The sequence below is a fragment of the Chitinophaga sancti genome, assembly GCF_034087045.1.
In the GTDB taxonomy this organism is placed as follows: Bacteria; Bacteroidota; Bacteroidia; order Chitinophagales; family Chitinophagaceae; genus Chitinophaga; species Chitinophaga sancti_B.
Map to the genome: position 1 here is coordinate 2,111,158 of NZ_CP139247.1, position 11,731 is coordinate 2,122,888.

At 43.5% G+C, this 11,731-nt stretch carries 11 protein-coding genes; all 11 read right to left on the bottom strand.

Translation table 11 applies throughout. From position 1 onward, the window contains the following. Positions 1–23: 23 nt before the first annotated feature. Positions 24–968, bottom strand: coding sequence for an IS110 family transposase (locus SIO70_RS08810; protein WP_320580549.1), 945 nt, complete (start codon positions 966–968; stop codon positions 24–26). A gap of 47 nt (positions 969–1,015) precedes the next feature. Beyond that, on the bottom strand, positions 1,016–1,252 hold the full coding sequence (locus SIO70_RS08815; protein WP_320580550.1) for an IS110 family transposase: 237 nt from the start codon (positions 1,250–1,252) through the stop codon (positions 1,016–1,018). Between the two features lie 233 nt (positions 1,253–1,485). After that, a complete protein-coding gene (locus tag SIO70_RS08820; RefSeq protein ID WP_320577102.1) occupies positions 1,486–2,715 on the bottom strand; it encodes an IS110 family transposase in 1,230 nt (409 codons plus the stop codon). A 232-nt stretch (positions 2,716–2,947) separates the two neighbouring features. Then, a complete protein-coding gene (locus SIO70_RS08825) occupies positions 2,948–4,177 on the bottom strand; it encodes an IS110 family transposase (RefSeq protein ID WP_320577102.1) in 1,230 nt (409 codons plus the stop codon). Positions 4,178–4,411: 234 nt separating this feature from the next. Next, the gene (locus SIO70_RS08830; RefSeq protein WP_320577102.1) at positions 4,412–5,641 is read right to left on the bottom strand and encodes an IS110 family transposase; all 1,230 of its coding nucleotides are present in this window, start codon (positions 5,639–5,641) and stop codon (positions 4,412–4,414) included. A 69-nt stretch (positions 5,642–5,710) separates the two neighbouring features. Beyond that, positions 5,711–6,574, bottom strand: a complete 864-nt coding sequence (gene rfbD / locus SIO70_RS08835; RefSeq protein ID WP_320580551.1) for a dTDP-4-dehydrorhamnose reductase — start codon at positions 6,572–6,574, stop codon at positions 5,711–5,713. Position 6,575: 1 nt separating this feature from the next. Then, positions 6,576–7,145 carry a dTDP-4-dehydrorhamnose 3,5-epimerase gene (gene rfbC, locus SIO70_RS08840; RefSeq protein WP_083721188.1) on the bottom strand — a complete coding sequence of 190 codons (570 nt, stop codon included), beginning with the start codon at positions 7,143–7,145 and terminating at the stop codon, positions 6,576–6,578. 6 nt (positions 7,146–7,151) lie between these two features. Beyond that, the gene (rfbB, locus tag SIO70_RS08845) at positions 7,152–8,207 is read right to left on the bottom strand and encodes a dTDP-glucose 4,6-dehydratase (protein WP_320580552.1); all 1,056 of its coding nucleotides are present in this window, start codon (positions 8,205–8,207) and stop codon (positions 7,152–7,154) included. A 101-nt stretch (positions 8,208–8,308) separates the two neighbouring features. Next, a complete protein-coding gene (locus tag SIO70_RS08850) occupies positions 8,309–9,253 on the bottom strand; it encodes a UDP-glucuronic acid decarboxylase family protein (protein ID WP_083721184.1) in 945 nt (314 codons plus the stop codon). An 18-nt stretch (positions 9,254–9,271) separates the two neighbouring features. After that, positions 9,272–10,585, bottom strand: coding sequence for a UDP-glucose/GDP-mannose dehydrogenase family protein (locus tag SIO70_RS08855; protein ID WP_320580553.1), 1,314 nt, complete (start codon positions 10,583–10,585; stop codon positions 9,272–9,274). Continuing rightward, positions 10,582–11,721 carry a DegT/DnrJ/EryC1/StrS family aminotransferase gene (locus SIO70_RS08860; RefSeq protein ID WP_320580554.1) on the bottom strand — a complete coding sequence of 380 codons (1,140 nt, stop codon included), beginning with the start codon at positions 11,719–11,721 and terminating at the stop codon, positions 10,582–10,584. Before SIO70_RS08860 ends, SIO70_RS08855 begins: the two co-directional genes overlap by 4 nt. Positions 11,722–11,731: the final 10 nt, after the last annotated feature.

An 11,731-nucleotide genomic window follows, 5' to 3' on the forward strand; every position in this document is an offset into this window, starting at 1 on the left:
TCGATTTTTGTAACTTAGTAATCTTATTGAGATGGGGGTAATGCCTCAAGCTCGCGCAGGCGCCTGAGATAATTATTTATCTGCGCCTGCTTTCTTTTTTTAAGCCACTCCTGATTATCCGGTTCCATATATGGCACTCTATTTTTGAGTATAAAATAAGTGGCAATGAGGATTTTGTGTGCAATGGCGATAAGAGCACGTTTTTTACCTCTTCGCACACTTAAAGAGTAATATCTTCTTTTCAGATAAGATTCCTTTGTATGTACAGCGGCCCAGGCCGCCTCCACCAGTGCTGTTTTAAGAGAACTGTTGCCATGATTGATACGTTCACTTTTCTTTTTTCCGGCACTTTCATTATTACCCGGACATAAGCCACACCAACTGGCTAAATGATGCTGATTTGGGAAGGCATGCATATCTGTACCTATTTCGGCTAAGATGGCTGTAGCTGTTTGTTTTTGTACTCCGGGAATAGTCTGAAGTAATTTTACTTCTTCTTCCCATTTTCTTAAGTACTGATCAATACGGTTATCTACCTGACAAAGCAGTTCATTTAGCTGTAAGATAGCAGCTTTAGACAGGTTGAGCATAAAACGGTGATGCTCATTAAGATTACCTTCTAAAGCAAGAATAAGTTCTTGCTTCTTGATTTTGAGCCTACCTTTGGCCAGATTGGCCAATATCATGGGATCCTGTTCTCCATCAATAATAGCAGAGATCATTGACCAGCCGCTTATGCCGAACACATCACTGACAACGCTGCTCAATTTGATATTGGCAGTCTCTAAAATGTTCTGTAATCGGTTATATTCACTGGAGCGTTGGCCTATTACTTTACGTTTGTATCGGTACAATTCCCGTAATTCACGAGTGTATTGGGGTGGAATAAAACTTCCTTTTAGTAGCCCGCTTAGCAATAATTTTGCAATCCAGGCACTGTCATTACGATCAGTCTTATGACCCGGCACATATTTAATATGCCGGGCATTGACCAAAATAAGTTCAAAGTGAGGTTCTAGTATATTAAAACAGGCTTCCAGTAAACACCCGTGCTCTCCATTGCGACATGTGTAATGCCCGATTCTTCCAACCAGGCTACCAGGTCCTTAAGTGAACTTGTGAAGGTGCTAAAAGTGCGGGTTTGTTCCTGCAAATTATCACCCCTGATGGTAGCTACTACATTCTCCTGGTGAACATCGAGGCCACAGCCACGACTCACAACCTGTTCAAAACTGATATGTGATTGTTCCATGGTAGTACTTTTGTCGAAGGTACCACCATTTTCATAGTCGTTTGTGAATTCGGTTCATGAGGGTTTTCTTTGAAAATAGTTAGTCTGTGTCATAATTTTGATATGACTCTATATGCTTAAAATTTTCATTTCGTGCTTATAGCAACAATCGTTTGTACTTAGAGTCTTAAATCAGTTTTCTTTACAGGCTTAAAAAGCACCAATAAGAGGTCGATTTTTGTAACTTAGTAATCTTATTGAGATGGGGGTAATGCCTCAAGCTCGCGCAGGCGCCTGAGATAATTATTTATCTGCGCCTGCTTTCTTTTTTTAAGCCACTCCTGATTATCCGGTTCCATATATGGCACTCTATTTTTGAGTATAAAATAAGTGGCAATGAGGATTTTGTGTGCAATGGCGATAAGAGCACGTTTTTTACCTCTTCGCACACTTAAAGAGTAATATCTTCTTTTCAGATAAGATTCCTTTGTATGTACAGCGGCCCAGGCCGCCTCCACCAGTGCTGTTTTAAGAGAACTGTTGCCATGATTGATACGTTCACTTTTCTTTTTTCCGGCACTTTCATTATTACCCGGACATAAGCCACACCAACTGGCTAAATGATGCTGATTTGGGAAGGCATGCATATCTGTACCTATTTCGGCTAAGATGGCTGTAGCTGTTTGTTTTTGTACTCCGGGAATAGTCTGAAGTAATTTTACTTCTTCTTCCCATTTTCTTAAGTACTGATCAATACGGTTATCTACCTGACAAAGCAGTTCATTTAGCTGTAAGATAGCAGCTTTAGACAGGTTGAGCATAAAACGGTGATGCTCATTAAGATTACCTTCTAAAGCAAGAATAAGTTCTTGCTTCTTGATTTTGAGCCTACCTTTGGCCAGATTGGCCAATATCATGGGATCCTGTTCTCCATCAATAATAGCAGAGATCATTGACCAGCCGCTTATGCCGAACACATCACTGACAACGCTGCTCAATTTGATATTGGCAGTCTCTAAAATGTTCTGTAATCGGTTATATTCACTGGAGCGTTGGCCTATTACTTTACGTTTGTATCGGTACAATTCCCGTAATTCACGAGTGTATTGGGGTGGAATAAAACTTCCTTTTAGTAGCCCGCTTAGCAATAATTTTGCAATCCAGGCACTGTCATTACGATCAGTCTTATGACCCGGCACATATTTAATATGCCGGGCATTGACCAAAATAAGTTCAAAGTGAGGTTCTAGTATATTAAAAACAGGCTTCCAGTAAACACCCGTGCTCTCCATTGCGACATGTGTAATGCCCGATTCTTCCAACCAGGCTACCAGGTCCTTAAGTGAACTTGTGAAGGTGCTAAAAGTGCGGGTTTGTTCCTGCAAATTATCACCCCTGATGGTAGCTACTACATTCTCCTGGTGAACATCGAGGCCACAGCCACGACTCACAACCTGTTCAAAACTGATATGTGATTGTTCCATGGTAGTACTTTTGTCGAAGGTACCACCATTTTCATAGTCGTTTGTGAATTCGGTTCATGAGGGTTTTCATTGAAAATAGTTAGTCTGTGTCATAATTTTGATATGACTCTATATGCTTAAAATTTTCATTTCGTGCTTATAGCAACAATCGTTTGTACTTAGAGTCTTAAATCAGTTTTCTTTACAGGCTTAAAAAGCACCATAAGAGGTCGATTTTTGTAACTTAGTAATCTTATTGAGATGGGGGTAATGCCTCAAGCTCGCGCAGGCGCCTGAGATAATTATTTATCTGCGCCTGCTTTCTTTTTTTAAGCCACTCCTGATTATCCGGTTCCATATATGGCACTCTATTTTTGAGTATAAAATAAGTGGCAATGAGGATTTTGTGTGCAATGGCGATAAGAGCACGTTTTTTACCTCTTCGCACACTTAAAGAGTAATATCTTCTTTTCAGATAAGATTCCTTTGTATGTACAGCGGCCCAGGCCGCCTCCACCAGTGCTGTTTTAAGAGAACTGTTGCCATGATTGATACGTTCACTTTTCTTTTTTCCGGCACTTTCATTATTACCCGGACATAAGCCACACCAACTGGCTAAATGATGCTGATTTGGGAAGGCATGCATATCTGTACCTATTTCGGCTAAGATGGCTGTAGCTGTTTGTTTTTGTACTCCGGGAATAGTCTGAAGTAATTTTACTTCTTCTTCCCATTTTCTTAAGTACTGATCAATACGGTTATCTACCTGACAAAGCAGTTCATTTAGCTGTAAGATAGCAGCTTTAGACAGGTTGAGCATAAAACGGTGATGCTCATTAAGATTACCTTCTAAAGCAAGAATAAGTTCTTGCTTCTTGATTTTGAGCCTACCTTTGGCCAGATTGGCCAATATCATGGGATCCTGTTCTCCATCAATAATAGCAGAGATCATTGACCAGCCGCTTATGCCGAACACATCACTGACAACGCTGCTCAATTTGATATTGGCAGTCTCTAAAATGTTCTGTAATCGGTTATATTCACTGGAGCGTTGGCCTATTACTTTACGTTTGTATCGGTACAATTCCCGTAATTCACGAGTGTATTGGGGTGGAATAAAACTTCCTTTTAGTAGCCCGCTTAGCAATAATTTTGCAATCCAGGCACTGTCATTACGATCAGTCTTATGACCCGGCACATATTTAATATGCCGGGCATTGACCAAAATAAGTTCAAAGTGAGGTTCTAGTATATTAAAAACAGGCTTCCAGTAAACACCCGTGCTCTCCATTGCGACATGTGTAATGCCCGATTCTTCCAACCAGGCTACCAGGTCCTTAAGTGAACTTGTGAAGGTGCTAAAAGTGCGGGTTTGTTCCTGCAAATTATCACCCCTGATGGTAGCTACTACATTCTCCTGGTGAACATCGAGGCCACAGCCACGACTCACAACCTGTTCAAAACTGATATGTGATTGTTCCATGGTAGTACTTTTGTCGAAGGTACCACCATTTTCATAGTCGTTTGTGAATTCGGTTCATGAGGGTTTTTCATTGAAAATAGTTAGTCTGTGTCATAATTTTGATATGACTCTATATGCTTAAAATTTTCATTTCGTGCTTATAGCAACAATCGTTTGTACTTAGAGTCTTAAATCAGTTTTCTTTACAGGCTTAAAAAGCACCAATAAGAGGTCGATTTTTGTAACTTAGTAATCTTATTGAGATGGGGGTAATGCCTCAAGCTCGCGCAGGCGCCTGAGATAATTATTTATCTGCGCCTGCTTTCTTTTTTTAAGCCACTCCTGATTATCCGGTTCCATATATGGCACTCTATTTTTGAGTATAAAATAAGTGGCAATGAGGATTTTGTGTGCAATGGCGATAAGAGCACGTTTTTTACCTCTTCGCACACTTAAAGAGTAATATCTTCTTTTCAGATAAGATTCCTTTGTATGTACAGCGGCCCAGGCCGCCTCCACCAGTGCTGTTTTAAGAGAACTGTTGCCATGATTGATACGTTCACTTTTCTTTTTTCCGGCACTTTCATTATTACCCGGACATAAGCCACACCAACTGGCTAAATGATGCTGATTTGGGAAGGCATGCATATCTGTACCTATTTCGGCTAAGATGGCTGTAGCTGTTTGTTTTTGTACTCCGGGAATAGTCTGAAGTAATTTTACTTCTTCTTCCCATTTTCTTAAGTACTGATCAATACGGTTATCTACCTGACAAAGCAGTTCATTTAGCTGTAAGATAGCAGCTTTAGACAGGTTGAGCATAAAACGGTGATGCTCATTAAGATTACCTTCTAAAGCAAGAATAAGTTCTTGCTTCTTGATTTTGAGCCTACCTTTGGCCAGATTGGCCAATATCATGGGATCCTGTTCTCCATCAATAATAGCAGAGATCATTGACCAGCCGCTTATGCCGAACACATCACTGACAACGCTGCTCAATTTGATATTGGCAGTCTCTAAAATGTTCTGTAATCGGTTATATTCACTGGAGCGTTGGCCTATTACTTTACGTTTGTATCGGTACAATTCCCGTAATTCACGAGTGTATTGGGGTGGAATAAAACTTCCTTTTAGTAGCCCGCTTAGCAATAATTTTGCAATCCAGGCACTGTCATTACGATCAGTCTTATGACCCGGCACATATTTAATATGCCGGGCATTGACCAAAATAAGTTCAAAGTGAGGTTCTAGTATATTAAAAACAGGCTTCCAGTAAACACCCGTGCTCTCCATTGCGACATGTGTAATGCCCGATTCTTCCAACCAGGCTACCAGGTCCTTAAGTGAACTTGTGAAGGTGCTAAAAGTGCGGGTTTGTTCCTGCAAATTATCACCCCTGATGGTAGCTACTACATTCTCCTGGTGAACATCGAGGCCACAGCCACGACTCACAACCTGTTCAAAACTGATATGTGATTGTTCCATGGTAGTACTTTTGTCGAAGGTACCACCATTTTCATAGTCGTTTGTGAATTCGGTTCATGAGGGTTTTCTTTATAGATGTTTCAGGCATACTGCCAGACTTTCTCTCCAATAAGGAACTTCCAGTCCGAAGGTATCCTTGATCTTTTGCTTGTTAAAAACGCTGTAAGCCGGGCGTTTGGCAGCAGTAGGATACTTATCAGAAGTAACCGGCTGAATATTGCAGCTCAGGCCACTCATATCCCTGATGGCAATGGCAAAGTCGTACCAGCTGGTCACGCCTTCGTTGCTGTAATGATATACACCACCTAAAGTACCGGGTGCATCGATCGCTTTGCTCAGTACTGACAGTAATACCTGTGCCAGATCCACAGCATAGGTAGGCGTACCTGCCTGGTCAAATACTACGTTCAGGCTATCCTTTTCCTGCATCAGCTCCCGCATGCGCTTTACGAAGTTCACACCATACTGGCTGTATAACCATGCTGTACGGATCACGATGGTATCTTCATTAATACCCAGCGCTGTCGCTTCACCACGTAGTTTGGAACTACCGTATATGCTTTGTGCATCTGTATCGTCTTCTTCTGTATAAGGGGTATTTTTTTTACCGTCAAATACATAGTCAGTAGATATCTGGATAAATCTTGCATTGTGCGCCAGGCAAGCGTTAGCCAGGTGCATGACCGCTTCGAAGTTCAATCTGAAAGCCTGTTCTTCTTCTGATTCAGCTTTGTCTACCGCCGTATAGGCAGCACAGTTGATGCAGGCATGAATTTCCTGCTGGGAGAAGAATGCGGTTACTGCTTCTTCATTTGTTATATCCAGCTCTGTATAGTCTGTATATAAAAAACTGAAGGCTGGATAATCTCCTGCTATTTGCTTCAAAGCCTGTCCTAGCTGCCCATTGGCGCCGGTGATCAGCACTGTTTTCATATTATTCAGTGGGTTTGTTATATACAAAATTGTGTGTGCAGTTTGCCAGTGTTGGCAGGATCTGGTCCTTATCAGATACAATCGCATCTTTCAGGTCAATCTGCCAGTCGATCTTCAGGGCAGGATCATTGTAAATGAGGCCGCCTTCACTTGCTTTGTGGTAGAAGTTGTCAACTTTATACATCACCTCTGCAGTAGGGCTCAGTACTACATAGCCATGGGCAAAGCCTTTAGGCACGAGCAGTTGCAGCTTATTTTCGGCAGAAAGTTCTATAGAATAAGACTGACCATAGGTAGGAGAGCCGGTACGGATGTCAACCACCACGTCCAGGATCTTACCTTCCAGTGCCCTGATCAATTTGGTCTGAGCGTATGGTTCCAGCTGATAATGCAATCCACGCAATACCCCGTAGGTAGAACGGGCCTGGTTGTCCTGAATAAAGTTCAGGTCAAGGCCGGCATCTTTAAATACGCGTTCAGAATAGCTTTCAAAAAAATAACCGCGATTATCATGATGCACCTTTGGCTCATACACTAACAAATCGGGAATCGGTGTCGTTGTAAATGGCATGTTGTATTATCTTTTCTGGTATTGGTCACTGTAATATTCCTGGTAAGCACCGCTGGTTACGTGGTCCAGCCATTCTTCGTTGGCGAGATACCATTCTACGGTCTTTTCCAGTCCTTCTTCGAACTGCAGGGAAGGATACCAGCCCAGTTCTTTGTTCAGTTTAGTCGCATCGATCGCATAGCGAAGGTCATGGCCGGCGCGGTCTTTCACGAAAGTGATCAGTCCTGCGGAAGTGCCAGGTGCACGTCCCAGTTTCTTGTCCATGATCATGCAGAGCAGGTTAATGAGGTCGATGTTTTTCCACTCATTAAAACCACCGATATTGTATGTTTCCCCGATCCTGCCTTTATGGTAGATGGTGTCGATAGCGCGGGCGTGGTCTTCAACGAAGAGCCAGTCGCGAACGTTTTCACCTTTACCATATACAGGTACGGGCTTATTATGCTTGATGTTGTGAATAGCCAGCGGAATCAGCTTCTCAGGGAAATGGTGGGAGCCATAGTTGTTAGAGCAGTTGGAGATCACTACGGGCAGGTGGTATGTATGGTACCATGCCATTACGAAGTGGTCAGAGCTGGCTTTGGAGGCAGAGTAAGGAGAGCGGGGATCGTAAGAAGTTTCTTCTGTGAAGAAACCTTCCTGGCCCAGGCTACCGTATACTTCATCAGTTGAGATGTGATAGAAGCGTTTGCCTTCGAGATTATCTTTCCAGTATTTTCTGGCGGTATTCAGCAGGGTAGCAGTACCCATTACATTGGTCTTGATAAATGCCAGCGGGTCCATGATAGATCTGTCTACATGGCTCTCTGCGGCAAGATGTATTACACCATCAAATGTATATTCCTGGAACAGCTCATCAATAAAAGCTTCCTCAGTAATATCGCCTTTTACAAAAGTGTAGTTGGGCTTATCCTTGATATCATTCAGATTTTCCAGGTTACCGGCGTAGGTCAGCGCGTCAAGATTGACGATCTTATATTGTGGATAATTATTGACAAATAATCTCACCACGTGAGATCCAATAAATCCAGCACCCCCGGTTATTAAGATGGTATGGTTCATATATAATAAAATTACGGGTTACAAAATACGAATAACGATTGTAAAACTATCTCATTAGTATACAACCAGACATTCGTAGTCTGTAACCCGTGTTGAGTTATTTATTTGTTAAGAGCTTCTTTGAAGTATTCGTATGTGATGCGCAGACCGTCTTTTCTATCCACTTTAGGAGACCAGCCCAGTATCTCCTGTGCCTTTGTAATGTCTGGTTTACGTTGCTTCGGATCATCTTTTGGCAATGGCTGGTACACCAGTTTTTGCTTGGTACCGGTCAGTGCTATGATTTCTTCCGCAAATTCTTTCAGTGTAATCTCTGCAGGATTTCCGATGTTTACCGGTAAGTGGTAATCGCTCAGCAGCAGGCGGTAAATGCCTTCTACCAGGTCGTCTACATAGCAGAAAGACCGGGTCTGAGAGCCATCTCCGAATACGGTCAGATCCTGTCCTGTCAATGCCTGGCTCATGAATGCAGGCAGTGCACGGCCGTCATTGAGGCGCATTCTTGGACCATAAGTATTGAAGATGCGGATGATGCGTGTTTCTACACCGTGAAAATTGTGATAAGCCATGGTAATGGATTCCATGAAGCGTTTCGCCTCATCATACACTCCACGTGGACCTATTGGATTCACATTGCCCCAGTATTCTTCTGTCTGTGGATGTACCAACGGGTCACCATATACTTCGGAAGTGGAAGCTACCAGGATCCTGGCTTTCTTCTCCTTGGCAAGACCCAGCAGGTTGTGGGTACCGAGGGAGCTTACTTTCAGTGTCTGGATCGGCATTTTCAGATAGTCAATCGGGCTCGCAGGAGAGGCAAAATGCAGGATATAATCCAGTTTGCCGGATACGTGCACGAATTTGCTGACATCATGATGGTAGTATTCAAATTCCGGTAACGGGAACAGGTGTTCGATGTTCTTGATATTGCCGGTGATGAGGTTATCCATTCCAACTACCTGGTAACCTTCTTTTATGAAACGATCACAGAGGTGTGAACCCAGGAAACCTGCAGCACCAGTGATCAGAATTCTTTTTTTCTCCATAAATATTTTGGTTGAATGTTAAATAGTAGCAGCTGCGCGGCCTACGCTCTCATAATGAAAGCCTAGTTCCTGCATCCTTGCCACGTCAAACAGGTTACGACCGTCGAATATGAGTGGGTTATTCAGTGTTGACTTGATTTTCTCGAAGTCAGGCGTTCTGAATACGCTCCATTCGGTTGCTATCACCAATGCATCTGCATTGTCCAGGCAATCGTACTGATGACTGGCGTAAGATACTTTGTCTCCCAGCAGTCTTTTTACATTCTCCATGGCTTCAGGGTCGTGTACTGTAATAGTAGCACCTGCGGACACCAGTGCATCTATGATATATAAAGCCGGTGCTTCGCGTATATCGTCGGTATTTGGCTTAAAGGCCAGCCCCCACAGTGCAAAGTGTTTACCTTTCAGGTCATTGTTAAAGAAGGCATTGATCTTTGGCAGCAGGAACAGCTTTTGCTTTTCATTCACGTCCATTACTGCGTTCAGGATACTGAAGTTATATCCTACATCTTCAGAAGATTTCACCAGTGCCTGCACGTCCTTAGGGAAGCAGCTACCACCGTAACCAATACCTGGGAACAGGAAGCGCTTACCGATACGGTCATCGCTACCTACACCACGGCGTACCATGTCTACATCGGCACCCAGTTTTTCGCACAGGATGGCGATTTCGTTCATGAAAGAGATTTTGGTAGCGAGGAAAGAGTTAGCAGCATACTTAGTCAGTTCTGCTGATTTTTCATCCATGAACAGGATAGGATTACCCTGGCGAACGAATGGTCCGAACAGTTCGCCCATTACTTTGCGGGCTCTTTCTGAACGGGTACCTATTACCACGCGGTCAGGTTTCATGAAGTCATCCACAGCTACTCCTTCGCGTAGGAACTCAGGGTTGGACACCACATCGAATTCACATTTGCAGTTTTGGGCAATAGTGGCCTGTACTTTGTCGGCAGTGCCTACTGGTACAGTGCTTTTGTCTACAATAACCTTGTAGTCTGTAATGATGTTACCCAGTTGCTCAGCTACTTTCAGGATGTATGAGAGGTCTGCGGAGCCATCTTCACCGGGAGGGGTAGGGAGTGCAAGAAAGATCACTTCAGCGTCTTTCACACCGGCTGCAAGGTCAGTAGTGAACTGCAGACGATTTTCTTTGAGGTTACGTTCAAATAATTTTTCCAGGCCGGGCTCGTAAATAGTGATTTGTCCGCCGGACAACTTGTTCACCTTAGCGGCATCAATGTCTACACAGGTGACATCGTTACCGGTTTCAGCAAAACAAGTACCAGTGACCAACCCTACGTACCCGGTGCCTACTACTGTAATTTTCATTTGGAGGTTTGATTTAAAAATGAAAGAACGGAGTGAATAATGTGATTCAATTGGTCTGCATCCATTTCGGTGTGGATCGGTAAGGAGATCACTTTGGACGTCAGAGAGTCTGTAATAGGCAGGTTAAAATCAGCGCCGCCAAAATTGGCAAACATCTTTTGCTTGTGAGCAGGTACAGGATAATAAATCATAGCAGGAACTTGCTGCTCAGCTAAATATTGTTGAAGTGCAAGACGGTCTGCACCTTCGAGTTGTAATGTATACTGGTGATATACGTGATAGCTGTTTGCCGCACGGAAAGGAACCGTGATCTTCGGATGGTTGGCAAATGCTGCATCGTAGGCGTCAGCTACAGCACGACGGGCCTTGATATACTCATCCAGCAGCGGGAGCTTGATGTTCAATACCACCGCCTGTAGTGTATCCAGGCGGGAATTGATACCCACTACATCATGATAGTAACGTTGAGACTGTCCGTGGTTGGCGATCATTTTGATCTTTGCAGCCAGGGTGTCGTCGTTAGTGAACAGGGCTCCGCCATCACCATAGCACCCCAGGTTCTTGGAAGGGAAGAAGGAAGTACAGCCTATCTGACCGATAGCACCGGTTTTCTTCACAGTTCCATCGGAGAAGGTGTAAGTACCACCGATGGCCTGGGCGTTATCTTCGATAACAGGAATATTGTGCTTGCGGGAAATTTCCATAATTGGCTCCATGTCAGCACTATGGCCATACAGGTGCACAGGAACGATTGCTTTGGTTTTTGGTGTGATGGCCTTTTCAACTGCCACCGGGTCAAGACAGAAAGTCTTTGGGTCTACATCAACGAAAACGGGTTTAAGCTGTAGGAGAGCTATTACTTCGGCTGTAGCAATAAAGGTAAAGGATGGTGTAATGACTTCATCACCAGGTTGCAGATCCAGCGCCATGATGGCGATCTGTAATGCATCGGTACCGTTGGCACAGGGAATTACGTGCTTTACTCCCAGATAGTCTTGCAGAGCCGACGTAAATTTCTGTACTGGCGCACCATTAATATAAGCTGCACTTTCTAAAACTTCCGCCATAGCAGCATCTACCTGCGGTTTTATCTTGTTGTATTGGCGTTTGAGATCCACCATTTGAATCGGAACCATGTCTGGGATA

Excerpts from the sequence above, each read along its gene's own strand:
- SIO70_RS08815 (WP_320580550.1), bottom strand. The coding sequence starts at position 1,252 with ATGGAACAATCACATATCAGTTTTGAACAGGTTGTGAGTCGTGGCTGT.
- SIO70_RS08820 (WP_320577102.1), bottom strand. The coding sequence starts at position 2,715 with ATGGAACAATCACATATCAGTTTTGAACAGGTTGTGAGTCGTGGCTGT.
- SIO70_RS08825 (WP_320577102.1), bottom strand. The coding sequence starts at position 4,177 with ATGGAACAATCACATATCAGTTTTGAACAGGTTGTGAGTCGTGGCTGT.
- SIO70_RS08830 (WP_320577102.1), bottom strand. The coding sequence starts at position 5,641 with ATGGAACAATCACATATCAGTTTTGAACAGGTTGTGAGTCGTGGCTGT.
- rfbD (WP_320580551.1), bottom strand. The coding sequence starts at position 6,574 with ATGAAAACAGTGCTGATCACCGGCGCCAATGGGCAGCTAGGACAGGCT.
- rfbC (WP_083721188.1), bottom strand. The coding sequence starts at position 7,145 with ATGCCATTTACAACGACACCGATTCCCGATTTGTTAGTGTATGAGCCA.
- rfbB (WP_320580552.1), bottom strand. The coding sequence starts at position 8,207 with ATGAACCATACCATCTTAATAACCGGGGGTGCTGGATTTATTGGATCT.
- SIO70_RS08850 (WP_083721184.1), bottom strand. The coding sequence starts at position 9,253 with ATGGAGAAAAAAAGAATTCTGATCACTGGTGCTGCAGGTTTCCTGGGT.
- SIO70_RS08855 (WP_320580553.1), bottom strand. The coding sequence starts at position 10,585 with ATGAAAATTACAGTAGTAGGCACCGGGTACGTAGGGTTGGTCACTGGT.
- SIO70_RS08860 (WP_320580554.1), bottom strand. The coding sequence starts at position 11,721 with ATGGTTCCGATTCAAATGGTGGATCTCAAACGCCAATACAACAAGATA.